Origin of the sequence: Streptomyces sp. TG1A-8 (assembly GCF_030499535.1) — a bacterium.
In the GTDB taxonomy this organism is placed as follows: Bacteria; Actinomycetota; Actinomycetes; order Streptomycetales; family Streptomycetaceae; genus Streptomyces.
In genome coordinates this window covers 5,396,486-5,418,854 of record NZ_JASTLB010000001.1, presented here as the reverse complement: position 1 = coordinate 5,418,854, position 22,369 = coordinate 5,396,486, and the positions used below count along the sequence as shown (strand labels likewise).

General features: G+C 72.6%; 22 protein-coding genes. 8 read left to right on the top strand and 14 right to left on the bottom strand.

The features are described from left to right. A complete protein-coding gene (locus QQY24_RS23790) occupies window positions 1-1,212 on the bottom strand; it encodes a hypothetical protein (RefSeq protein ID WP_301974742.1) in 1,212 nt (403 codons plus the stop codon). Beyond that, complete coding sequence (locus QQY24_RS23785) at window positions 1,209-2,150, bottom strand: 5-dehydro-4-deoxyglucarate dehydratase (RefSeq protein WP_301974741.1); 942 nt, start codon at window positions 2,148-2,150, stop codon at window positions 1,209-1,211. Before QQY24_RS23785 ends, QQY24_RS23790 begins: the two co-directional genes overlap by 4 nt. Window positions 2,151-2,399: 249 nt before the next feature. Here QQY24_RS23785 and QQY24_RS23780 point away from each other — a divergent pair, with 249 nt between their 5' ends. The 7 genes from QQY24_RS23780 to QQY24_RS23750 all read left to right on the top strand — a co-directional run bounded on the left by QQY24_RS23780 (window position 2,400) and on the right by QQY24_RS23750 (window position 9,740). Beyond that, a complete protein-coding gene (locus QQY24_RS23780; RefSeq protein WP_301974740.1) occupies window positions 2,400-3,209 on the top strand; it encodes an NAD(P)-dependent oxidoreductase in 810 nt (269 codons plus the stop codon). A gap of 262 nt (window positions 3,210-3,471) precedes the next feature. Further along, on the top strand, window positions 3,472-4,242 hold the full coding sequence (locus QQY24_RS23775) for a DeoR/GlpR family DNA-binding transcription regulator (protein ID WP_301974739.1): 771 nt from the start codon (window positions 3,472-3,474) through the stop codon (window positions 4,240-4,242). Between the two features lie 78 nt (window positions 4,243-4,320). Continuing rightward, window positions 4,321-5,691, top strand: a complete 1,371-nt coding sequence (locus QQY24_RS23770; RefSeq protein WP_301974738.1) for a sugar ABC transporter substrate-binding protein — start codon at window positions 4,321-4,323, stop codon at window positions 5,689-5,691. Next, complete coding sequence (locus QQY24_RS23765; RefSeq protein WP_301974737.1) at window positions 5,688-6,626, top strand: carbohydrate ABC transporter permease; 939 nt, start codon at window positions 5,688-5,690, stop codon at window positions 6,624-6,626. Before QQY24_RS23770 ends, QQY24_RS23765 begins: the two co-directional genes overlap by 4 nt. Then, window positions 6,623-7,468, top strand: coding sequence for a carbohydrate ABC transporter permease (locus QQY24_RS23760; RefSeq protein ID WP_301974736.1), 846 nt, complete (start codon window positions 6,623-6,625; stop codon window positions 7,466-7,468). Before QQY24_RS23765 ends, QQY24_RS23760 begins: the two co-directional genes overlap by 4 nt. Next, window positions 7,465-8,457, top strand: a complete 993-nt coding sequence (locus QQY24_RS23755; RefSeq protein ID WP_301974735.1) for a zinc-dependent alcohol dehydrogenase family protein — start codon at window positions 7,465-7,467, stop codon at window positions 8,455-8,457. Before QQY24_RS23760 ends, QQY24_RS23755 begins: the two co-directional genes overlap by 4 nt. Window positions 8,458-8,543: 86 nt before the next feature. Continuing rightward, entirely contained in the window at window positions 8,544-9,740 is a 1,197-nt protein-coding gene (locus QQY24_RS23750) for a TerD family protein (protein ID WP_301974734.1), read from the top strand. A 105-nt stretch (window positions 9,741-9,845) separates the two neighbouring features. On the opposite strand, the gene QQY24_RS23745 is transcribed toward QQY24_RS23750, so the two are convergent. Further along, window positions 9,846-11,306, bottom strand: coding sequence for an alkaline phosphatase PhoX (locus tag QQY24_RS23745; RefSeq protein WP_301974733.1), 1,461 nt, complete (start codon window positions 11,304-11,306; stop codon window positions 9,846-9,848). A gap of 250 nt (window positions 11,307-11,556) precedes the next feature. Next, window positions 11,557-12,966 (bottom strand): hypothetical protein, encoded by a 1,410-nt coding sequence (locus QQY24_RS23740; RefSeq protein ID WP_301976342.1) that lies wholly within the window; start codon window positions 12,964-12,966, stop codon window positions 11,557-11,559. Window positions 12,967-13,246: 280 nt separating this feature from the next. On the opposite strand from QQY24_RS23740, the gene QQY24_RS23735 reads away from it, so the two are divergent. Beyond that, window positions 13,247-15,082, top strand: a complete 1,836-nt coding sequence (locus tag QQY24_RS23735; RefSeq protein WP_301974732.1) for an endonuclease/exonuclease/phosphatase family protein — start codon at window positions 13,247-13,249, stop codon at window positions 15,080-15,082. Window positions 15,083-15,163: 81 nt separating this feature from the next. Here QQY24_RS23735 and QQY24_RS23730 read toward each other — a convergent pair whose 3' ends face one another. The 10 genes from QQY24_RS23730 to sufD all read right to left on the bottom strand — a co-directional run bounded on the left by QQY24_RS23730 (window position 15,164) and on the right by sufD (window position 22,336). Further along, the gene (locus tag QQY24_RS23730) at window positions 15,164-15,592 is read right to left on the bottom strand and encodes a DUF3618 domain-containing protein (protein ID WP_301974731.1); all 429 of its coding nucleotides are present in this window, start codon (window positions 15,590-15,592) and stop codon (window positions 15,164-15,166) included. A gap of 159 nt (window positions 15,593-15,751) precedes the next feature. Beyond that, window positions 15,752-16,441 carry a hypothetical protein gene (locus QQY24_RS23725; protein WP_301974730.1) on the bottom strand — a complete coding sequence of 230 codons (690 nt, stop codon included), beginning with the start codon at window positions 16,439-16,441 and terminating at the stop codon, window positions 15,752-15,754. Continuing rightward, window positions 16,438-16,578: a hypothetical protein gene (locus tag QQY24_RS23720; RefSeq protein ID WP_301974729.1), complete on the bottom strand. Its 141-nt coding sequence runs from the start codon at window positions 16,576-16,578 to the stop codon at window positions 16,438-16,440. The genes QQY24_RS23725 and QQY24_RS23720 overlap by 4 nt, the downstream gene beginning before the upstream one ends. A 190-nt stretch (window positions 16,579-16,768) precedes the next feature. After that, a complete protein-coding gene (gene dapD / locus QQY24_RS23715; RefSeq protein ID WP_301974728.1) occupies window positions 16,769-17,758 on the bottom strand; it encodes a 2,3,4,5-tetrahydropyridine-2,6-dicarboxylate N-succinyltransferase in 990 nt (329 codons plus the stop codon). Between the two features lie 205 nt (window positions 17,759-17,963). Next, a complete protein-coding gene (locus QQY24_RS23710) occupies window positions 17,964-18,296 on the bottom strand; it encodes a metal-sulfur cluster assembly factor (RefSeq protein ID WP_301974727.1) in 333 nt (110 codons plus the stop codon). Continuing rightward, window positions 18,293-18,760 (bottom strand): Fe-S cluster assembly sulfur transfer protein SufU, encoded by a 468-nt coding sequence (gene sufU, locus QQY24_RS23705; RefSeq protein ID WP_301974726.1) that lies wholly within the window; start codon window positions 18,758-18,760, stop codon window positions 18,293-18,295. The genes QQY24_RS23710 and sufU overlap by 4 nt, the downstream gene beginning before the upstream one ends. 16 nt (window positions 18,761-18,776) lie before the next feature. Then, complete coding sequence (locus QQY24_RS23700; RefSeq protein ID WP_301974725.1) at window positions 18,777-20,033, bottom strand: cysteine desulfurase; 1,257 nt, start codon at window positions 20,031-20,033, stop codon at window positions 18,777-18,779. Then, window positions 20,030-20,794 carry a Fe-S cluster assembly ATPase SufC gene (sufC, locus tag QQY24_RS23695; protein ID WP_301974724.1) on the bottom strand — a complete coding sequence of 255 codons (765 nt, stop codon included), beginning with the start codon at window positions 20,792-20,794 and terminating at the stop codon, window positions 20,030-20,032. Before sufC ends, QQY24_RS23700 begins: the two co-directional genes overlap by 4 nt. A gap of 7 nt (window positions 20,795-20,801) precedes the next feature. Then, window positions 20,802-21,119 (bottom strand): non-heme iron oxygenase ferredoxin subunit, encoded by a 318-nt coding sequence (locus QQY24_RS23690; RefSeq protein ID WP_301974723.1) that lies wholly within the window; start codon window positions 21,117-21,119, stop codon window positions 20,802-20,804. After that, the gene (gene sufD, locus QQY24_RS23685) at window positions 21,116-22,336 is read right to left on the bottom strand and encodes a Fe-S cluster assembly protein SufD (protein WP_301974722.1); all 1,221 of its coding nucleotides are present in this window, start codon (window positions 22,334-22,336) and stop codon (window positions 21,116-21,118) included. Before sufD ends, QQY24_RS23690 begins: the two co-directional genes overlap by 4 nt. Window positions 22,337-22,369 lie beyond the last annotated feature (33 nt).

Below are 22,369 nucleotides of genomic sequence, written 5' to 3'. Positions count from 1 at the left end.
TCATCGGTGACCGGCTCCCCCGGGCGGGCCCGCGGCCGGCCCGTCCGCCCAGCGCGCGGACAGCGCCTCGCGCACCGCCGCCAGGTCCGCGTCGGAGGCGAGCCCGGCGTGGTAGAGCCGCAGCTCCGTCGCGCCGTGCGCACGCGCGCGGGCCGCGTCCGCCGCGAGGGTGCCGGGGCTGCCGCCCATCCCGGAGACGACCGTGAGGTTGGCGGCCAGCACGGTCCCTTCGCGCGCGTGCCCGGCGAAGGGAGCCAGCAGGGCCGTACCGCCCGTGCACGGCACCACCACGCCGTCCGCGACGGACAGGATGTGGGCGGGGTCCACGCCCGCGTTGGCGCCGCAGTGGTAGGGCACCGGGTCCGCGTGCAGCAGCACCTGGAAACCCTCGGGCGCGGCGGCGCGCACGGCGGCGACGGTCTCCTCCTGCAGGCCGCGGGCGGTCGCCTCGCGCCACGCCCGCGTGGTGGCCGCCCCGTCCTCCCCCAGGAGCCCTTCGACCGCGGGCCAGCCCCCGTCGTCCGCCGCGCCCCGCCACAGCGGCTCCAGCGCGGCCCGCACGGCGGCGGCCAGCTCGTCCGCGTCGGCGCCCCGTTCGCCGTACCCGGCCCGGCAGGAGGGGCAGAAGCACAGCGACATCAGGTACTGCCCGGCCTCCCCGAGCCCGACCCCGGAGATCTTGTCGTGGGCGTGCAGGTGCTGGAGGCCGTACCAGCCCAGGGACTCCAGTTCGGTGCCGCGCGCGCCGGGGCGCACGGCGGCCTCGGCGGCCAGCTCGGCCAGGTAGGAGCGGGTGGCGGGCTGGGCGATGCAGGGGGCCCACGGGTAGGGGTCGCCGTAGGCGTTGACGACCGAGGTGGCGGGGTGTTCGGCGCCCAGGCGTGAGCTGTGCGCGAGGACGACCCAGGTGTGCACCTCCAGGCCGGCCGCCGCGAGCGCCCCGGCGGCCTCGCCGTGGGCGTCCCCCGGGGCCCAGCGGCCGGCCGGGTGGGGCCGCAGGCCGCGGCCGGCCCAGCGGTCGCCCGGCGGGTAGAGGACGGCCGCGTACTCGGCGGTGACGACGCGGTGGCGCGGGTGGCGGGGGGTCAGGGCGCGGGTGGAGTGGTAGGCGGAGGCGAGGGTCACCTGCTCCACGCCGAGCGCGGCGATCCGGGCCGGGGCCCCGGGGTCGCCGTTGACGTCCCAGGGGTAGACGAACGCCGACGCCTTCACGCGTCCTCCCCCAGCAGCGCCCGCCCCCGCTCGATGAGCCGGGCGAGCTGCTCGACGTGGTCCTCGGCCGGTTCCTGCAGCGGGGGCCGCACCCCGCCGACGTCCAGGCCGCGCAGCCGCACGCCCGCCTTGACCAGCGAGACGGCGTAACCGCGGCCCTGGGCGCGCAGTTCGACGAACGGGCGGTAGAAGCCGTCCAGGAGGCGGGCCGTGGTCGCCCCGTCGCCCGCGGCCAGGGCCCGGTGGAAGGCGAGGGCGATTTCGGGTGCGAAGCAGAACACCGCCGAGGAGTACAGGGTGATGCCGAGCGCGCGGTAGGCGAGCTGGGTCTGCTCGGCGGTGGGCAGGCCGTTGAAGTAGAGGAAGTCGCCGGGGACCTCGGTGCGGACGGCGCTGACGACGCGCTGCATGAGGTCCAGGTCGCCCAGGCCGTCCTTGAGGCCGATGATCCCGTCGGTGCGGGCCAGCCGGACCACCGTCGCGGGGGTGAAGACGGCGTTGTCGCGCTGGTAGACGATCACCGGCAGGCCGGTGGCGGCGGCGATCTCCCGGTAGTGCCGCAGCAGGCCCTCCTGGCCGGCGAGCACGAGGTACGGCGGCATCGCGAGGAGTCCGTCGGCGCCCGCGTCCTCGGCGAGGCGGGCGTAGCGGACGGCGAGCGCGGTGCCGTAGCCGGCGCCGGCGACGACCGGGACCCGCCCGCCGGCCGCCTCCACGGCGGCCCGAACGCACGCCTGGAACTCCTCCGGCAGCAGCGCGTGGAACTCTCCGGTGCCGCAGCAGGCGAACACGGCGGCGGCACCGGCCGCGATGCCCTCACGGACGTGCGTGCGGTAGGCGCCCAGGTCGACGGAGCCGTCGGGGCCGTAGGCGGTGACGGGGAAGAAGAGCGGCCCGCTGGGGTCGCGGAGCCGGGCGGCGAGAGGGGCTGGCGTCACGGGCGCTCCCTGTCGATGCACGCCATTGGTGCATGTCTATGATCAATGTTTACATTCCTGAACGACTGCACGCTACGGGCAGCCCTCCGCGCCGGTCAAGCGGTCGATCGCGCAACACAGGGGCAGTGTCCGCACACCGCGGCACCCTTGACCCGCACCCGAAGGCTCTCTAGCGTGTCCATGCATGTGAATGCCGTCCACGCACGCGGCGGCGACCCGGCGCTTCCGAGGACATCGAGGAGATCGAGGATGCCCGCTCCCCGCACCCTTCTGCTCACCGGCGCCGCCGGCGGGCTCGGCACCCTGATGCGGTCCCTGCTGCCGGAGTACGGCTACGCGCTGCGCCTGTTCGACGTCCGCCCGATCGAGGACGAGCCCGGCGCGATCACCGCGGACCTCACCGACACGGAGGCGCTGCGCGAGGCGGTGCGGGGCGTGGACGCCGTCCTCCACCTCGCGGGCATCTCCCTGGAAGCCCCGTTCGAGAAGATCCTGAAGTCCAACATCGAGGGCACCTACCGCCTCTACGAGGCCGCCCGCCAGGAGGGCGTCCCGCGGATCGTCTTCGCCTCCTCCAACCACGCCGTCGGCTTCACCCCCGTCCCCGGTGTGGGCGACGCCCCGATCCCGGTCGACACCCCGCGCCGGCCCGACACCTTCTACGGCCTGTCCAAGTCCTTCGGCGAGGACCTCGCCCAGCTCTACTGGGACAAGCACGGCCTGGAGACCGTCTCCGTGCGCATCGGTTCCTGCTTCCCGGAGCCGACCAGCGTGCGCATGCTCTCGCTGTGGATGAGCCCCGCCGACGGCGCCCGCCTCTTCCACGCGGCCCTGACCGCCGAGGGCGTCGGCCACACCGTGGTCTACGGCTCCTCGGCCAACACCCGCCTGTGGTGGGACCTGACCAGCGCCCGGGCCCTCGGCTACGACCCGCAGGACGACTCCGAGCCGTACGCGGGGAAACTGCTCGCCGAGCAGGGCGAAGCGGACCCGCGGGACCCGGCCCGGCACCACCTCGGCGGCACCTTCCTCACGGACCCGCCGCTCTGGCCGTACTGACCTCCCGGCGGCGGAAAATCGCCGTCCGCGCGGGCACGCGGGCACCGAACAGGCGCGGCGGTCCGCCCAATCGGGCATCCGGCGTGCCCGCTCCCACTCCCCCTCCGGCAGCGGCGCAGGTCCGGGTGGGGCACGTCACCGGGCAACCGGGCACACCCGGGCAGGATCGGGCCCCCAACAGGCCTGGTCAGGCGCCGCCCACCCGCTGTAGAACTTCCCACGAGCCCGAACGGGCAGCACCACAGGGAAGTGGGTGACATCCATGAGCACGCGGACGGCCGAGGAGCGTCAGCGGGAGATCGTGCGCGCCGCACGCACCGCCGGCTCGGTCGACGTCACCGCGCTCGCCGAAGAGCTGGGCGTGGCCAAGGAGACGATCAGGCGCGATCTGCGCGCTCTGGAGGACCACGGCCTGGTCCGCCGTACGCACGGCGGCGCCTACCCGGTCGAGAGCGCCGGTTTCGAGACGACGCTCGCCTTCCGGGCCACCAGCCACGTCCCCGAGAAGCGCCGGATCGCGGCCGCCGCGGCCGAACTGCTCGGCGACGCCGAGACGGTGTTCATCGACGAGGGCTTCACCCCGCAGCTCATCGCCGAGGCCCTGCCGGCGGACCGGGCGCTGACCGTGGTCACCGCGTCCCTGTCGGTCGCGGGCGCGCTCGCCAAGACCGGGAACGTGTCGGTCCTGCTGCTCGGCGGCCGGGTCCGCCCCGGCACGCTGGCGACCGTCGACCACTGGACGACGAGGATGCTGTCCGGCTTCGTCATCGACCTCGCCTTCATCGGTGCCAACGGCATCTCGCGCGAGCACGGCCTGACCACCCCCGATCCCGCGGTCAGCGAGGTCAAGGCCCAGGCGGTGCGCGCCGCCCGGCGCACGGTCTTCACCGGCGTGCACACCAAGTTCGGAGCGGTCAGCTTCTGCCGGTTCGCCGAGGTCGGCGCCCTGGAGACGATCGTGACGAGCACGCTGCTGCCGACGGCCGAGGCGCACCGCTACTCCCTGCTGGGCCCGCAGGTCATCCGGGTCTGACGTTTCACCCCACCCCTGTGAAGGGGCACTCCGCACCCACGGACGCCCCTTATCTCCCCATACATCCAGGAGCGATCCATGCGCACCCCGAGCCGACGGAGGCCGCGAGTCACGCTCGCCATGGCCGCCGCTGGGACGCTGCTCGCCCCGCTGCTCTCCGGCTGCTGGGCCGGAGCGGGCGGGACCGGGTCAGGCGGCGACTCCATCAACGTGCTGATGGTCAACAACCCGCAGATGACGGAGTTGCAGAAGCTGACCGCGGCGCACTTCACGAAGGAGACCGGCATCAAGGTCAACTTCACGGTGCTGCCCGAGAACGACGTCCGCGACAAGATCAGCCAGGACTTCGCCAACCAGGCCGGCCAGTACGACGTGGCCACCCTGTCCAACTACGAGATACCGATCTACGCCCGCAACGGCTGGCTGCGCGACATGGACACGTACGCCGCCCGGGACCGGGCGTACGACCAGCAGGACGTGCTGAAGCCGATGCGCCAGTCCCTCACCGGCGACGACGGCAAGCTCTACGGGCAGCCCTTCTACGGCGAGTCGTCCTTCCTGATGTACCGCAAGGACGTGTTCGCGGCGAAGGGCCTGAAGATGCCCGCGCACCCCACCTGGCAGCAGGTCGCCGACCTGGCCGCGAAGGCGGACGGCGCCGAGCCGGGCATGAAGGGCATCTGCCTGCGCGGCCTGCCCGGCTGGGGCGAGCTGATGGCACCGCTGACCACCGTGGTGAACACCTTCGGCGGCACCTGGTTCGACAAGGACTGGAAGGCACGCCTGGACTCGCCCGAGTTCGAGAAGGCGACCGACTTCTACGTCGGCCTGGTCCGGCAGCACGGCGAGTCGGGCGCGGCCCAGTCCGGCTTCGCCGAGTGCCTCAACGACATGACCCAGGGCAAGGTCGCCATGTGGTACGACGCCACCTCGGCGGCCGGACTGCTGGAGGCCGCCAAGTCCCCGGTCAAGGGCAAGCTCGGCTACGCCCCCGCCCCCGTGGAGAAGACCGGGTCCTCCGGCTGGCTCTACACCTGGGCCTGGGGCATCCAGAAGGCCTCCCGCAACCCCGACAAGGCCTGGAAGTTCGTCTCCTGGGCATCGGGCAAGGGCTACGAGCAACTGGTCGGCGACACCAGCGGCTGGTCCAACGTCCCGGCGGGCAAGCGCGCGTCGACGTACACCAACGCCGCGTACCGCAAGGAGGCGGCCGCCTTCCAGGACATGACCAAGGAGGCCATCGAGAGCGCCCGCCCGAACGACCCCGGTGTGCAGCCGCGTCCGGCGCCCGGCATCCAGTTCGTGGACATCCCCGAGTTCACCGACCTGGGCACGAAGGTCTCCCAGGAGATCAGCGCGGCCATCGCCGGGCGCCAGTCCGTCGGGTCGGCCCTGAGGAAGTCCCAGCAGCTCGCCGAGAAGATCGCCAAGGAGTACGAGGGACGATGACCGCCACGACCACGGCACCGATGGCGACCGCCCCCGCGCGGACGCTGAACCAGCCCCCGGCCCGGCTGCGCGCCTGGGCCACCCGGGCCCCGCTCCTGCCGGCCCTGATCTTCATGATCGCGGTGACCCAGCTGCCGTTCGTGGCCACGCTGGTGATCTCCTTCTTCGACTGGAACGCCCTCTACCCCAAGGCCCGCCGCTTCACCTGGTTCGACAACTACCGCCAGGTGCTGAGCGACGCGGACCTGCGCCACTCGGTGTGGACGACCGTGCTGCTCACGGTGGGGGTGGTGCTGGCCAGCCTGGTCCTCGGCCTGGCACTGGCCCTGCTGCTGGACCGCAGGTTCCGCGGCCGGGGGATCGTGCGCACCCTCCTCATCGCCCCCTTCCTGGTGGTGCCCGTCGCCGCGGCCCTGCTCTGGAAGCATGTGCTCTACAACCCTGAATACGGCCTGTTCAACGGCTTGCTGCACTATGTGGGCGGACCCCAGCCGGACTGGATCTCGAAGACCCCGCTGCTCGCGGTCGAGGCCTCCCTGGTGTGGCAGTGGACGCCGTTCATGATGCTGATCCTGCTGGCCGGGCTGCAGAGCCGGGACCAGCAGCAGATCGAGGCCGCCCGGGTCGACGGCGCCAGCGACTGGCAGATCTTCCGCCACCTCACCCTGCCCCACCTGCGCCGCTACCTGGAGCTGGGCGCCCTGCTGGGCTCCATCTACATCGTCCAGAACTTCGACGCGGTGTTCACCATCACCTCCGGCGGTCTCGGCACCGCCAACCTGCCCTACACCGTCTACCAGAGCTTCTACCAGGCCCACGAGAACGGCCTCGCCTCGGCCGCGGGCGTCCTGGTGGTCATCGGCTCCATCGTCATCGCGACCTTCGCCCTGCGCGTGGTGTCGTCCCTGTTTCGCGAGGAGGTGTCCCGCGCATGAGCACCACGGCCGTACGCCGCAAGGCACTCAAAGGACGCGGCCTGGGCCTGGTGGCCTGGTTGGCCGGCATCCTGTTCTTCCTGCCCGTCGCGTGGATGGCCCTGACGTCCTTCCACTCCGAGGCGGACGCGGCGACCAACCCGCCGTCCTTCGCCGCCTCCCTCACCCTGGACGGCTACCGCGACTTCTTCGGCGCCGGCGGCGGGGCGAGCCCGTGGCCCGCGCTGATCAACTCGGCGGTGGCCTCGCTGGTCTCCACGCTGTGCGTGCTGCTGCTCGCCCTGCCGGCCGCCTACGCGCTGTCGATCCGGCCGGTCCGCAAGTGGACGAACGTCCTGTTCTTCTTCCTGTCCACGAAGATGCTGCCGGCCGTGGCGGGCCTGCTGCCCGTCTACCTGTTCGCCAAGAACGCCGGCATGCTCGACAACATCTGGCTGCTGGTCATCCTCTACACCTCCATGAACCTGCCGATCGCGGTGTGGATGATGCAGTCCTTCCTCGCCGAGGTCCCGGTCGCGGTGATCGAGGCGGCCCGGGTGGACGGTGCGCGCCTGCCGACGGTCCTGGCGCGCGTGGTGGCCCCGATCGCCCTGCCCGGCATCGCCGCCACCGCCCTGATCTGCTTCATCTTCAGCTGGAACGAACTGTTGTTCGCCCGGGTCCTCACGGGCGTGGTCGCCGAGACCGCCCCCGTCTTCCTGACCGGCTTCATCACCAGCCAGGGCCTGTTCCTGGCCAAGGTGTGCGCCGCGTCGCTCGTCATCTCCCTGCCGGTGCTCGCCGCGGGATTCGCCGCCCAGGACAAGCTGGTCCAGGGCCTGTCTTTGGGAGCCGTGAAATGAAGGCCGCCGTCATCGAGTCCGTGGGCCGCGCCGTCGTCACCGAGGTCCCCGACCCGACCCCGGGGCCGCGGGACGTCGTCGTCGAGGTGGCCGCCTGCGGCCTGTGCGGCACGGACCTGCACATCCTCCAGGGCGAGTTCGCGCCCAAGCTGCCGATCGTCCCCGGGCACGAGTTCGCGGGCACGGTGGTCGGGGTCGGCACCCAGGTCACCGAGGTCGCGGTCGGCGACCGGGTGGCCGTGGACCCCTCGCTGTACTGCTACGAGTGCCGCTACTGCCGCGACGGCCACAACAACATGTGCGAGCGGTGGGCCGCGATCGGCGTGACGACCGCGGGCGGCGCGGCCCAGTACGCGGTGGCGCCCGTGGCCAACTGCGTGAAGCTGCCCGAGCACGTGCGCACCGAGGACGCGGCCCTGGTGGAGCCGCTGTCCTGCGCGGTGCGCGGCTACGACATCCTCCGGTCCAGGCTGGGCGCCCACGTGCTGATCTACGGCTCCGGGACCATGGGCCTGATGATGCTGGAGCTGGCCAAGCGGACGGGCGCGGCGAGCGTCGACATGGTGGACGTCAACCCGGCCCGCCTGGAGACCGCCCGCCGGCTCGGCGTCTCGGCCGCGGCGACGGGCGCGGACGAACTGGACCGGCCGCGGGGCTGGGACATCGTGGTCGACGCGACGGGCAACGCGGCGGCGATCCAGGACGGCCTGGGCCGGGTGGCGAAGGCCGGCACGTTCCTGCAGTTCGGGGTGGCCGACTACGCGACCCGGGTGACGATCGACCCGTACCGCATCTACAACCAGGAGATCACCATCACCGGCTCCATGGCGGTGCTGCACAGCTTCGAGCGGGCGGCCGAGCTGTTCGCGGGCGGGGTGCTGGACCCGGACGTCTTCATCAGCGACCGGATCCCGCTCGACCGGTACCCGCAGGCGCTGGAGCAGTTCGCGGCCGGGGTGGGGCGCAAGATCGTGGTGGTGCCGTCGTAGCACCGGCTCACCCGGCGGACGGGGACCCGGATGCCAGGGTAAGGGAACGGCAAAGCGCCCCCGCTCGTTCATCCGGCATGACAGCTATGACCCCTGGCTCGAACATCCCCCTGCCGGCCGCCCGCGTGGCGGTGGACGTCGCCGCGCCGGTACGGCTCGACGTGTCGGGCCTGCTGCTCACCGCCGACGGCAAGGTGCGCTCCGACGACGACTTCATCTTCTACAACCAGCCCGCCGGACCGGGCGTGACGTACCGGTCCGGCGGCGGTGCCGCCCCCGACGCGATCACGGTCGACACCGCCGCCGTACCGCCGGGCATCGAGAAGATCGTCGTCACGGCGAGCCCGGACGCGGCCGGCCAGACCTTCCAGGGCATCGAGCCGACGGCCACGGTCCGCGACGCCGACGGCGGTGCGGTCCTGGCCACCTTCACGCCCCCGCGGCTCGGCGGGGAGACCGCGCTGGTGGTCGTGGAGATCTACCGGCGCGGCGAGCAGTGGAAGGTCCGGGCCGTCGGCCAGGGGTACGCCGACGGGCTGGCCGGCATCGCGACCGACTTCGGCGTGAGCGTGGAGGAGCCGGCCGGCGCCCCCGCCGCCGCGCCGCAGCCGCCCGCCCCGCCGGCCCCCGCCGCGCAGCCCCCGGTCGCCGCCCCCGCCCCGCCCGCCGCTCCCCCGGCCCCGCCCGCCCCGGCGCCCGGCGCCGGGAAGGTCAACCTGGACAAGGGCCGGGTCAGCCTGCAGAAGAACCAGACGGTGTCCCTCGTCAAGGGGGGCCGCCCGCTGCTGTCCCAGGTGCGGATGGGCCTGGGCTGGGAGCCCGCGTTCCGCGGCAGGGACATCGACCTGGACGCCTCGGTCATCGCCTACGGCCCGCAGCGCAACCCCATCGACAGCTGCTACTTCGGCAAGCTGACCATCCTGAAGGGCGCGGTCAAGCACTCCGGCGACAACCTCACCGGTGAGGGCGGCGGCGACGACGAGGTGATCACGGTCGACCTCGGTCGGCTCCCGCAGGAGGTCACCGGCCTGGTCTTCACGGTCAACTCCTTCTCCGGCCAGAAGTTCACGGAGGTCGCCAAGGCCTACTGCCGCCTGGTGGACGCGGCCACGGACGAGGAACTGGTCCGCTTCGACCTCACCGGCGCCCAGCCGCAGACGGGCGTGCTCATGGCCAAGCTCGTCCGCCAGTTCTCCGGCGAGTGGGACATGACGGCCCTGGGCGACTTCGTGAAGGCCCGCACGGTGCGCAACATGGTGGATCCCGGAGCCCGCGCCCTGTAGCTCCCGGCCGCGGGAGGGTCCCCGGCCCCGGCGCGCGCCCGCGGCCCGCCCACCGGGGGCGGGCAGGCCGCGGGAGGGGCGGGAGCGCCGGTGCCGGCGCGGGCCTCAGCCGCGCTTCTGCCGCTTCCAGGGCCCCGTGACGGCCAGCATGATGCCCGGGGTCTGGATGTTGGCGAACAGGGTGCGGCCGTCGGGCGAGAAGGTGACGCCGGTGAACTCGCTGTACTCCGGCTCCTCCTCGGTGCCGATGTTCAGCTCGTTGCGGGCGATCGGGTAGGTGCGGCCGCTGTCGGTCGCGCCGAACAGGTGCTGGACGCCCTCGCCGTCCTCGGCGATGACGAGCCCGCCGTACGGGGAGACGGTGATGTTGTCCGGGCCGTCGAAGGCGCCGTCGGCGGAGGCGTCCGGGTTCACGCCGAGCAGGACCTTCAGGGTGAGGGTGCGCCGCTTGGGGTCGTAGAACCAGACCTGTCCGTCGTGCTGGACCGGGCTCTCCCCGCGGGCGTAGGAGGAGACGACGTAGGCGCCGCCGTCGGCCCACCACATGCCCTCCAGCTTGCGGGCGCGGGTGACCCGGCCGTCGGCGAACTGCTTGCGCACCGGGACGGTCCCGGCGTCCCGGTCGGGGACGTCCACCCAGTCGACGCCGTAGACCGTGCCGGTCCGCGTGGCGCGGGAGAGGTCGTCGACGAACTTGCCGCCGGAGTCGAAGCACCTGAAGGCCTGGAGCACACCGGCGTCGTCGGCGAGGGTGCGCAGCCTGCCGCGGCCGTGGCGGAAGCCCTCCGGCGGGGTCCAGCGGTAGAGCAGGCCGTTGGGGCCGGAGGCGTCCTCGGTGAGGTACAGGTGGCCGCGCCCGGGGTCGACCACGACGGCCTCGTGGGCGTAGCGGCCGAGCGCCTTGACGGGCTTGGGGCCGCGGTTGGCCCGGCGGTCGGCGGGGTCGACCTCGAAGACGTAGCCGTGGTCCTTGGTCATGCCGTTCTGGCCGGCCCTGTCCTCGGTCTCCTCGCAGGTGAGCCAGGTGCCCCAGGGGGTGTTGCCGCCCGCGCAGTTGGTGGAGGTGCCGGCGATGCCGACCCACTCGGCGACGTGGTCGCGGCGGACCTCGACCACCGTGCAGCCACCGGCGGCGGCGGGGTCGTAGACCAGGCCCTCGGTGAGCGGCACCGGGTGCTGCCAGTCGGCGCGCGGGCCCTTCAGCTCGTGGTTGTTGACGAGCAGGGTGGTGCCGCGGGGACCCTGGAAGGCGGCGGTGCCGTCGTGGTTGGACGGGGTGAACTCGCCGGACTCCAGCCTGGTCCGGCCGCTGTAGGTGACGATCTCGTAGGAGAAGCCCGCGGGCAGGGCGAGGATGCCGTCCGGGTCCGGGACGAGCGGCCCGTAGCCGATGCCGTGGTGGCCGGGTGCCGACGCGGCGCCCGTGCCGTCGGCGCCGTCGGTGCCGGTCCCGGTGGACGCGAGGGCGTGGGGAGCGGTGGCGAGCGCGCCGACGCTGCCCGCCAGGGCGATCCCGGCACCGGTGATCGCGGATTTTCTGGCGAAGTCCCTGCGGGTGAGCGACATGGTGTCTCCTGAGACGGTGGAAGTGCCGTGGAGGGTGGCGGGCTCCGATTCCGGCGACACGCTCCCGGCCGTGGCTGAACGGGAGCTGAACACCGGACCGCGTCCGGGGTGTTCGTTCCATGAATCCGCATGCGCCGCACCACGGCAAGTCAAAGCACCGGCCGGCTTCCTCCGCCCGTCCGCGCTCGCGCCCCGTGCACGGTCATGCCCCGCGCGGCCGCCGGGCCGGTCCCCGCGTCCGGCCCGGCCCTCACGCCCCCTGCCGGGAGCGGGCCTTGAAGGCCGCCTTGCGGGCCTCCTTGGCCACCTTCTTGTCCGGGTGCAGCCGCCCCATGGCCTCCAGCACGTCCGGGGTCGCCGGGTGCCCGACCCGCCACGCCGCCGCGAAGAACCCGCTGTGCTGCTCGGCCAGGCCCTCCACCAGCGCCTGCAGTTCCTCGGAGTTGCCCTCGGCCTGGAGCTGCGCGGCGATGGTGTCGACGGTCAGCCAGAACACCAGCTCCGGTGACGGCGCCGGCACGTCGCAGGCGCCCCGTTCGCTGAGCCAGACCCGGGCGAGCCCGCCCAGTTCGGGATCGCCGAGGACCTCGCGCAGGGCCGGCTCGGCCTCCGTGCCGATGAGCGACAGCGCCTGCTGGCAGCGCAGCCGGCGCAGCGGGGCGCCCGGGTCGGTGCCCCGCGCCGCCGCCAGCAGCTCCCGCGCTGCGGCCGGCGCTTCGCGGCGGGCCAGCCACTGCTCGGTCTCGGCGCGTGCGGCGGACTGCCCGAAGCGCGCGGTGCCGTCGAGCAGCGCGTCGGCGCCCTTGTCGGCGAGTTCGCCGACGGCGGGGGCCGTGAACCCGGCCTCCAGCAGCCGCGTCCGCAGTCCGTACACGCCGAGCGGGGTGAGCCGGACCATGCCGTAGCGGGCGACGTCGGTGTCGTCCAGCGGTTCCGCGGGCTCCTCGCCGGAGTCGGTCAGCAGCGCCTCGTCCACGGGCTGGTAGGCGACCAGCCCGATCGGCTCCAGCATCCGGAACTGGTCGTCCAGGCGCATCATCGCGTCGGAGATCCGCTCCAGGACGTCGTTGGTGGGGTCGGCCATGTCGCCGGGCGCGATCACCGAGGCGACGAGGGCGGGCAGCGGGACGGGGCTGTCACCGGGGCCGTCCTCACTGAGGGTGAGCAGGTAGAGGTTGCCGAGGACGCCGTCGAGGAAATCCGCCTCGGCCTGCGGGTCCCAGCCGAGTGACGAGAAATCGACCTCGCCGTTCCCCTCCAGGGCGTCGGCCAGTCCGTCGAGGTCCGGGACGCTCGCGTCCGCGACGACGGCCTCCAGGGCGGCGAGCCACACGCCGAGCACGTCGTGCGGGGAGCCGCCGGTGAGCAGGGCCAGCTCCCCGCCGGCCGTCACGGTCCCGCCCTCCTCGCCGGTGATCTCGACCAGCCCGGCGTCCACGGCGATCCGCCAGGCCTCGCTCGCGCGGGCGGCGGCGTCCTCCCCGCTCAGCCCGAGCAGCTCGGCGGCGGCCGGCAGCTGCTCCTCGACCAGGCCGCCACCCGCGTCCACGCGGGTGGCGGGGCCGGCCCAGCGGGCGAGGCGGGCGGCCCGGGACAGCAACGGGGTGGACAGTGCGGCACGCGCCAGCTCCGCTTCGGGATGCAGCCGTACGGGCGGCAGGGGGAGCTGTCTGACATCGGCTGGTTCTCCTCGGGCCGTGAAGGACTCAGCCGCTCAGCCTAGACGGATTTCCACCCATGCCACCCGGTTCATCTCCCCGTCAGGGACCGTATCCGGCCGAAACCTTGACAACTCCGGGCGCGAGGCAGGAGATTGACGCGCGTAGAAGTCGGGGGACGACTGTTCACTCGATTCTACGCGTGTCACCCAGGGCCACGAGCCCCGCACGCCTTGGTCCCACCCTCGTCCCGGCGCTCACGCACGCCCCCGGAGGCATCCCTTGCCGAGCAGGTCTTCCACGCGCCTCGCCGCGCTCACCGTCGCCGCCGTCTGCAGCGCGGCGGCAGCCAGCCAGATAGTCGTCCTCCCCACCCCCGCACACGCCGATTCGGTGCGCGTCCACGACGTCCAGGGCACCACCCGCACCTCGCCGTTCGCCGGCCAGAAGGTGACCGACGTGCCCGGCGTCGTCACGGCCACGCGCACCTACGGCTCCTCCAAGGGGTTCTGGCTCCAGGACACGGCCCCGGACGACGACCCGGCCACCAGCGAGGGCGTGTTCGTCTTCACCAGCTCCACGCCGAAGGTCGCGGTGGGCGACGCGGTCACGGTGACCGGCACGGTCTCCGAGTACGTCCCCGGCGGCGCCTCCAGCGGCAACCAGTCGGTCACGGAGATCACCAAGCCGGTGACCACCACCGTTTCCACCGGCAACGCGGTCCCGGCGCCGGTCGTCATCGACGAGGACGCGGTCCCGGACGTGTACGCCCCCGCGGGCGACCCGGCCGCGGCCGGTTCCGTCAACGGCCTGACCCTGGACCCGTCGGCCTACGCCCTGGACTACTACGAGTCCCTGGAGGGCATGAACGTCCAGGTCTCCGACGCCCGGGTGGTCACCGCCACCGATCCATACAGCGAGCTGTGGGTGACGGTGAAGCCGGACGAGCACCGCAGCCGCCGCGGCGGCACGGTCTACGGCTCCTACGACTCCCAGAACACCGGCCGGCTGCAGATCCAGTCGCTGGGCCCGACCGCCGGCTTCCCGGTGGCGAACGTCGGCGACACCCTGCAGGGCGCCACCACGGGCCCGATGGACTACAACCAGTTCGGCGGCTACACCCTCGTCGCGAGCGGGCTCGGCACCCTGAGGAGCGCCGGTCTGGAGCGCGAGACGACCCGGAAGCAGTCCGGCCGCGAGCTGGCGGTGGCGACGTACAACGTCGAGAACCTCGACCCATCCGACGCCACCTTCGAGGCGCACGCCGCGGCGATCGTGCACAACCTGCAGTCCCCGGACATCGTGTCCCTGGAGGAGATACAGGACGACAACGGCGCCACGGACGACGGCACCGTCGACGCGAGCGCGACGGTCGGCAAGCTGATCGACGCGATCGTCGCGGCGGGCGGCCCGCGGTACGACTGGCGCTCGATCGACCCGGTCAACGACCAGGACGGCGGCGAGCCGGGCGGGAACATCCGCCAGGTGTTCCTGTTCAACCCGCAGCGGGTGTCCTTCACCGACCGCGCGGGCGGCGGCTCCACGACCGCCGTCGGCGTCACCAAGGTGCACGGCAAGGCGCGGCTGACCGCCTCCCCCGGCCGGATCGACCCGGCGAACGCGGCGTGGAACAACAGCCGCAAGCCGCTCGTCGGCGAGTTCGTCTTCCGCGGCGAGACCGTCTTCGTGATCGCCAACCACCTCAACTCCAAGGGCGGCGACCAGGGGCTGACCGGGCAGTACCAGCCGCCGGTGCGCAGCTCGGAGGTCCAGCGCCACGCACAGGCCGCCGAGGTCAACGCGTTCGTGGGGGACATCCTGTCCGCGCAGGGGAACGCGGACGTCATCGCGCTCGGCGACATGAACGACTTCGAGTTCTCCGGGACCGCCCGGATCCTGGAGGGCCACGGCGAGCTGTGGTCGGCGATCAAGTCGCTGCCCCGGGACGAGCGGTACACCTACGACTACCAGGGCAACGAGCAGGTCCTGGACCAGATCCTGATCAGCCCGGCGATCCGGCGCGGCTCCGGCTTCGAGTACGACAGCGTGCACGTCAACTCGGAGTTCCACGACCAGATCAGCGACCACGACCCGCAGGTGCTGCGCTTCCGCCCGTGAGGCCACGGCGGGACCGGCCGGGCACACCGCCCGGCCGGTCCCGCCGGCCGGATGCGGTCCGGCGGGACCGGTCGCTTCCGGTCACGCACAGCGGCGCCGCCGGCCCCACACGAAGCCCGCGGCCGCCGCGGCGGGCCCCAGGACGCCCGCGGCCACGAACGGACCCGGGCGGCGCGGACCCGTCCGCAGCACGTCGCGCAGGGGCTCGGGGACGGTGTCCCGCGCGGCGCGGCCCACGTGCCCGGCCCGGTCCTGCACCGCGTGGCCGGTCCTGGCCACCTTGTGCTGCACGGCGTGCCCCGCCTGGGCGGCACTGGTGCGCAGCTGCACCGTCATGGCCCCGGCCTTGTCCCTGAGGTCGGCGGCCCGGGCCAGCGCCCGGCCCTTCACATCGGTCCTGCCGACCAGCTCGGCCACGGTGTCGCCGAGCTCGTGCCTGGTCCGCTCGATCTGCTGCCGCAGCTCGTCGGGGCCCTTGGCGCCCGAACCGTGCGGGATCCTGTCCGTCATCGGTGTGCCCTTTCCCTGGTCGGTCGTCCGCCGCCCCTCTCCCGGTCGGAACGGCCGAGTACCCCGGCTGCCGGCCGTCAGAGGAGTGTCTTCCGGACGGGACGGCCCGGACGGACCGGCCCGGCCCGCAGGAACCGCCTCAGCCCCGCTGGACCCGCCTCAGCCCCGCTCCGCGCCGCCTCCGCTCCCGTGTTCGCCGAGCCGGGCGAGCTGGGTCTGGAACCAGTCGAGCCGCGCCTGCAGGAGGGCGGCCTCGGCGACGAGTTCGGGCACGCCCGGTTCCGCGCCGGCGACCGGCGCGGGCGGCGTACCGCCGGCTTCCGTCACCACCCGCAGGCCCTCCCCGGCCAGCCGGGCGAACCCCGCCGGCGAGACGGACGCCCGGCCGCGCGCGCAGTTCGCGCAGACCGGGGCGAGGACCCGCCAGCCGGGTCGGCCCCAGCCGGCGTCGGCGAGCGCGACGGCGGGGGCACCGCAGGCGCACGGGCCGACGCTCACCGTGCGCACCCGCTGCCGGGCGTAGCGGAAACCGCGCTCGAAGCGGATGTAGGCGCCGAGCACGGACACTTCCAGCAAGGTCGCGCCCCGGTGCTCGGCGGTGCACAGCAGGGCCTCGGCGGCCCTGCGGTCGTGCACGCAGTGGAAGCCGCAGTCGCACAGCCGCGCGGGCGCGCGGTGCCGCCGGCCGTAGACGCAGGAAGCGTCGTCGAGCACGCCGTACGGCAGCGCGCCGCCCAGGGACACACCGGTGAACCCGGCCCGGGTGCCGTCCTGGGACAGCACCGGGTGGGCGATCTTGTATCCGGTCGGCGGCTCCGTCGGGCGTTCCACCGGGAGCCGCAGCCTCATCGGGCCGCCGGGACCTCTTCACGGGCCGGCTCGGCCGGTTCGGTGCGGACGGGGTCTTCGGGGAGCCGCAGCTCCTCCTCCTGGACGAGCGGCCGCTCCTCGGCGATTCCGGTGGCCAGTGCTTTGCCGAGCTTCATGGTGCCTCCCATGACCGACGGTGGATGACCCTCCCTGCCCATGGTGACCCATGAAGGGCCGAATTGGACACAGGGCCTCCGGCCGCCCGCACGATCCCGGCGGATTCCGAGCGGTGCGGCGCAGGCACGTCGAGCACGGCTCCACCGCGGCGGCGACGCACCCGCGCGCGCCGCCGCCGGGCCGGCCGCGTCAGTTGTGGCTGTGCAGGATGTCGTTCAGGCCGCCCCACACCGCGTTGTTCGGGCGGGCCTCGACCACGCCGGTCACCGAGTTGCGGCGGAAGAGGATGTTGGACGCGCCGTTCAGCTCGCGCGCCTTGACGATCTGGCCGTCGGGCATGGTGACGCGGGTGCCCGCGGTGACGTACAGGCCGGCCTCGACCACGCACTCGTCGCCCAGCGCGATGCCGACGCCCGCCTCGGCGCCGACCAGGCAGCGCTCGCCGATCGAGATGATCACGTCGCCGCCGCCGGACAGCGTGCCCATGGTGGACGCGCCGCCGCCGATGTCCGAGCCGTCGCCGACCACGACGCCCGCGGAGATGCGGCCCTCGACCATGGACGTGCCGAGCGTGCCGGCGTTGAAGTTGACGAAGCCCTCGTGCATGACCGTGGTGCCCTCGGCGAGGTGCGCGCCCAGGCGGACCCGGTCGGCGTCGGCGATGCGGACGCCCTTGGGGGCGACGTAGTCCGTCATGCGCGGGAACTTGTCGATCGAGGTGACCTGGAGGTGCAGGCCCTCGGCGCGGACGTTCAGCCGGACCTTCTCGACGTCGTCCACGGCGACCGGGCCGAGCGAGGTCCAGGCGACGTTGGCGAGGTGTCCGAAGATGCCGTCCAGGCTCTGGCCGTGCGGCTTGACCAGGCGGTGCGAGAGCAGGTGCAGGCGCAGGTAGACGTCGTGCGCGTCGAGCGGCTTCTCGTCGAGCGAGGCGATGACCGTACGGACCGCGACCACCTCGACCCCCCGGCGGGCGTCCGGGCCGATGGCCGCGGTCGCGCCGCCGCCGAGCTGCTGTGCGGCCTGCTCGGCGGAGAGGCGCTCGGTGCCGGAGGGGCCCGGCTCCGCCACCAGCTCGGGGGCGGGGAACCAGGTGTCGAGAACGGTGCCGTCGGAGGCGATGGTGGCGAGGCCGGCGGCGACGGCGCCGGTGGTGCGAGAAGCAGTCGAGTCGGTCATGCAGGAAACCTAACGTGGGCGGGGCCGCCGGGGCGAACCCCGTCCCGCGTGCCGGACCCCCGCCCCGGGCACGGCCCGCCGTCCTCACCGGTGGGGCGCTCGTGCGGAGGGGCCGTCCGTGCCCCGCGGCGGGCACGGCACACCACGGGGGGCACGGAGCGGAGGCACCCCGTCGGGTGCCTCCGCTCCGTGCCCGCGGGAGTCCTCAGACGTTGAACCCGAGCGCCCGGAGCTGCTCGCGGCCGTCGTCCGTGATCTTGTCGGGGCCCCACGGCGGCATCCAGACCCAGTTGATGCGCAACTCGCTGACGAGGCCGTCCGTGGCGGACCTGGCCTGGTCCTCGATGACGTCCGTCAGCGGGCAGGCCGCGGAGGTCAGGGTCATGTCGACGGTCGCGATGTTCGCGTCGTCGACGTGGATGCCGTAGATGAGGCCGAGGTTGACGACGTCGATGCCCAGCTCGGGGTCGACCACGTCCATCAGGGCCTCGCGGAGTTCCTCCTCCGAGGCCGGCTTCATCTCAGCGGTGTCGGTCATGCCGTCTTCCTTTCGGCCTCGGCGCCGCCCAGCGCCTGGGCCGTCGCGTCCTTCCACGCCATCCAGCTCAGCAGGGCGCACTTCACCCGGGCGGGGTACTTGGAGACGCCGGCGAACGCCACGGCGTCCTCCAGGACGTCCTCCATCGCGTCGTCCGGCTCGATCCGGCCCTTGGACTGCATCAGCTCCAGGAAGGTCTCCTGGATCCGCTGCGCCTCGGACACGTCCTTGCCGACGAGGAGTTCGTTGAGGACGGACGCCGATGCCTGGCTGATGGAACAGCCCTGGCCCTCGTACGAGACGTCCTCGATGGTCGTGCCGTCGTACTTCACCCGGAGGGTGATCTCGTCGCCACACGTCGGGTTCACGTGGTGCACCTCGGCGTCGCCGTCCCGGAGACCACGCCCGTGCGGGTTCTTGTAGTGGTCCAGGATGACTTCCTGGTACATGGAGTCCAGCTTCACGGTTTCAGCACGCCCTTCAGCCGAAGAAGTTCCGTACGTGCTCCAGTCCGTCGACCAGAGCGTCGATCTCGGTCGGCGTGGAGTACAGGTAGAACGACGCTCGCGTGGTCGCGGGAATTCCGTAGCGCAGGCAGACGGGGCGCGCGCAGTGGTGGCCGACCCGGACCGCGATGCCCTGCTCGTCGAGGACCTGGCCCACGTCGTGCGGGTGGACGTCCCCGAGGGTGAAGGAGATCGCGGCGCCGCGGTCCTCGGCCGTGGCGGGGCCGATGATCCGCAGGTCCGGCACCTCGGCGAACCGCTTGACGGCGTACTCGGTCAGGGCGTGCTCGTGGGCGAGGATCCTGTCCATGCCGATCGCGTTGAGGTAGTCGATCGCCGCGCCCAGACCGACCGCCTGCGCGATCGGCGGGGTGCCCGCCTCGAACTTGTGCGGCGCGGGGGCGTACGTCGAGGAGTGCATCGACACCGTCTCGATCATCTCGCCGCCGCCGAGGAACGGCGGCAGGTCCTCCAGCAGCTCCTGGCGGCCCCACAGGACGCCGATGCCGGTCGGACCGCACATCTTGTGGCCGGTGAAGGCCACGAAGTCGGCCTGGAGGGCCTGCACGTCCAGCGGCATGTGCGGAGCGGCCTGGGAGGCGTCGACGCAGACGAGCGCGCCGACCTCCTGGGCGCGGCGCACGATCGCCTCGACCGGGTTGACCGTGCCCAGGATGTTCGACACCAGCACGAAGGAGACGATCTTCGTCTTCTCGGTGATGACCTCCTCCATGCGGGACAGGTCGAGCCGGCCGTCGTCGGTGAGGCCGAACCACTTCAGCTTCGCGCCCGTGCGCTGCGCGAGCAGCTGCCACGGGACGATGTTGGAGTGGTGCTCCATCTCCGTGATGACGATCTCGGTCTCGTGGTCCACCCGGTAGGGCTCGTCGGCCCAGCCCAGCATGTTCGCCACGAGGTTCAGCGACTCGGAGGCGTTCTTGGTGAAGATCACCTCGTTGCGGCTCGGCGCGTTGATGAACTCCGCGACCTTGTCCCGCGCGCCCTCGTACAGCTCCGTGGCCTCCTCGGCGAGGACGTGCACGCCACGGTGGACGTTGGCGTTGTGCTGCTCGTAGTACTCGTCCAGGGCGTCGATGACCTGGCGCGGGGTCTGCGAGGTCGCCGCGTTGTCGAGGTAGACGAGCTTCCTGCCGTCGTGGACCGTGCGGTCCAGGATGGGGAAGTCCTTGCGGAGCGCCTCGGTGTCGAGGAGGCCCGGCAGCTGTGTCACGCGGATGCGCCACCCTTCACGTATGCCTCGTAGCCCTCGTTCTCCAGCTTGTCCGCGAGCTCCGGGCCGCCCGACTCGACGATGCGGCCGGCGGAGAAGACGTGGACGTGGTCGGGCTTGATGTAGCGCAGGATGCGTGTGTAGTGCGTGATCAGCAGGGTGCCGACCTCGCCGGTCCCGCGGACGCGGTTGACGCCCTCGGAGACGATGCGCAGCGCGTCGACGTCCAGGCCGGAGTCGGTCTCGTCCAGGACGGCGACCTTCGGCTTGAGCAGCTCCAGCTGGAGGATCTCGTGGCGCTTCTTCTCACCGCCGGAGAAGCCCTCGTTGACGTTGCGCTCGGCGAAGGCGGGGTCCATGTGGAGGCGCTCCATGGCCTCCTTGACCTCCTTCACCCAGGTGCGCAGCTTGGGGGCCTCGCCGCGCATGGCGGTGGCGGAGGTGCGCAGGAAGTTGGAGACCGAGACGCCGGGGACCTCGACCGGGTACTGCATCGCCAGGAACAGGCCCGCGCGGGCGCGCTCGTCGACGGACATCTCCAGGACGTCCTCGCCGTCGAGCAGCACGCTGCCGCCGGTGACCGTGTACTTCGGGTGACCCGCCAGGGAGTAGGCGAGGGTCGACTTGCCCGAGCCGTTGGGGCCCATGATGGCGTGCGTCTCGCCCTGCTTCACGGTGAGGTCGACGCCCTTGAGGATCTCCTTCGTGGCGTTGTCGGCCTCGACGGTGACGTGCAGGTCTCGGATTTCAAGCGTTGCCATGGGTGCCTCAGGACTCCTGGGTGAGGGAGACGAGCACGTCGTCCCCTTCGATCTTTACGGGGTATACGGGGACGGGGCGCGTCGCGGGGAGGCCGGACGGCTTGCCGGTGCGCAGGTCGAAGGCGGAGCCGTGCAGCCAGCACTCGATCTGGCAGTCCTCCACCTCGCCCTCGGAGAGGGAGACGTTCGCGTGGGAGCAGATGTCGTGGATCGCGAACACCTCGCCCTCGGTCCTGACGACCGAGACCGGCGTGCCGTCGAGTTCCACCCGCTTGGGGGTGTCGTCCGTCAGCTCGCTCAGCCCGCAGGCGCGTACGAAGGTCATGCGACCGACGCCTCCAGCTCCTGCTCGATCTTGGTGAGCAGGCGCTCCTCGATGTCGGCGACGCCGATGTGCTGGACCAGCTCGGCGAAGAAGCCGCGGACCACCAGCCGGCGGGCCTCGTGCTGCGGGATGCCGCGGGCCATCAGGTAGAAGAGCTGCTCGTCGTCGAAACGGCCGGTGGCGGAGGCGTGGCCGGCGCCGACGATCTCGCCGGTCTCGATCTCCAGGTTCGGCACCGAGTCGACGCGCGCGCCGTCCGTGAGGACCAGGTTGCGGTTCATCTCGTAGGTGTCCGTGCCCTCGGCCGCGGCCTCGATGAGCACGTCACCGATCCAGACCGCGTGCGCGGCCTCGCCCTGGAGCGCGCCCTTGTAGGCGACGTTCGACTTGCAGTGCGGGGCGTTGTGGGTGACCAGGAGGCGGTGCTCCTGGTGCTGCCCGGCGTCGGTGAAGTACAGGCCGTACAGCTCGGCCTCGCCGCCGGCGGCGGCGTACTCGACGCGCGGGTGCAGGCGCACCACGTCGCCGCCGAAGGTGACGACCACGGACTTGAAGGAGGCGTCCCGGCCGACCAGCGTGTTGTGCTGGGCCACGTGCACGGCCTCGTCGTCCCAGTCCTGGACGCAGACGACGGTCAGCTTGGCGCCGTCACCGAGGAGGTAGTCGACGTTGGCGGCGAGCACCGCGTCGCCGGTGTGGTCGATGACGACGACGGCCTCGGCGAAGGCGCCCAGCTCGATCACCTGGTGGGCGTAGGCGGTCCCGCCCCGGCCGTGCACCGCGATGCGGATCGGCTCGGTGAGGACGGTGTCCTTGGGGACGGTGACGACCGAGGCCTTCTCGAAGGCGGAGTACGCCTGGGCGGCGACGCGGTCCACGGGGGTGCCCGCCCGGCCGAGCCGGGCGTCGTCGCGTCCGACGGTCTCGACGGTGACGCCCTCGGGGGCCTGCACGTCGACCTTCACGCCCTCGCCGGTGGCGGTCGCGGTGCCGTCGTGCAGGCCGCGCAGGCGCTCCAGCGGGGTGAACCGCCACTCCTCCTCGCGGCCGTGCGGGACCGGGAAGTCCGCCACGTCGAAGGAGGGGGGCGCGCTCATGCGCGAGACGACGGTCGATTCCGCGGCGACCGCGATCGAGCCCGCGGTGGTGGAACCCACGGGTGGGGGTCCCCCCGCTCGAGCGGAGCCGAGAGTGGGGGAGTTCTGGGCCTCAGCCATGGCTGTCGTAGTGCTCTCTTTCCTGAGTAAGAC

What these genes read in the sequence shown, in the direction of transcription:
- QQY24_RS23780 (WP_301974740.1), top strand. Translation starts at nt 2,400, where the DNA reads ATGCCCGCTCCCCGCACCCTTCTGCTCACCGGCGCCGCCGGCGGGCTC.
- QQY24_RS23775 (WP_301974739.1), top strand. Translation starts at nt 3,472, where the DNA reads ATGAGCACGCGGACGGCCGAGGAGCGTCAGCGGGAGATCGTGCGCGCC.
- QQY24_RS23770 (WP_301974738.1), top strand. Translation starts at nt 4,321, where the DNA reads ATGCGCACCCCGAGCCGACGGAGGCCGCGAGTCACGCTCGCCATGGCC.
- QQY24_RS23765 (WP_301974737.1), top strand. Translation starts at nt 5,688, where the DNA reads ATGACCGCCACGACCACGGCACCGATGGCGACCGCCCCCGCGCGGACG.
- QQY24_RS23760 (WP_301974736.1), top strand. Translation starts at nt 6,623, where the DNA reads ATGAGCACCACGGCCGTACGCCGCAAGGCACTCAAAGGACGCGGCCTG.
- QQY24_RS23755 (WP_301974735.1), top strand. Translation starts at nt 7,465, where the DNA reads ATGAAGGCCGCCGTCATCGAGTCCGTGGGCCGCGCCGTCGTCACCGAG.
- QQY24_RS23750 (WP_301974734.1), top strand. Translation starts at nt 8,544, where the DNA reads ATGACCCCTGGCTCGAACATCCCCCTGCCGGCCGCCCGCGTGGCGGTG.
- QQY24_RS23745 (WP_301974733.1), bottom strand. Translation starts at nt 11,306, where the DNA reads ATGTCGCTCACCCGCAGGGACTTCGCCAGAAAATCCGCGATCACCGGT.
- QQY24_RS23730 (WP_301974731.1), bottom strand. Translation starts at nt 15,592, where the DNA reads ATGACGGACAGGATCCCGCACGGTTCGGGCGCCAAGGGCCCCGACGAG.
- QQY24_RS23725 (WP_301974730.1), bottom strand. Translation starts at nt 16,441, where the DNA reads ATGAGGCTGCGGCTCCCGGTGGAACGCCCGACGGAGCCGCCGACCGGA.
- QQY24_RS23720 (WP_301974729.1), bottom strand. Translation starts at nt 16,578, where the DNA reads ATGAAGCTCGGCAAAGCACTGGCCACCGGAATCGCCGAGGAGCGGCCG.
- dapD (WP_301974728.1), bottom strand. Translation starts at nt 17,758, where the DNA reads ATGACCGACTCGACTGCTTCTCGCACCACCGGCGCCGTCGCCGCCGGC.
- QQY24_RS23710 (WP_301974727.1), bottom strand. Translation starts at nt 18,296, where the DNA reads ATGACCGACACCGCTGAGATGAAGCCGGCCTCGGAGGAGGAACTCCGC.
- sufC (WP_301974724.1), bottom strand. Translation starts at nt 20,794, where the DNA reads ATGGCAACGCTTGAAATCCGAGACCTGCACGTCACCGTCGAGGCCGAC.
- QQY24_RS23690 (WP_301974723.1), bottom strand. Translation starts at nt 21,119, where the DNA reads ATGACCTTCGTACGCGCCTGCGGGCTGAGCGAGCTGACGGACGACACC.
- sufD (WP_301974722.1), bottom strand. Translation starts at nt 22,336, where the DNA reads ATGGCTGAGGCCCAGAACTCCCCCACTCTCGGCTCCGCTCGAGCGGGG.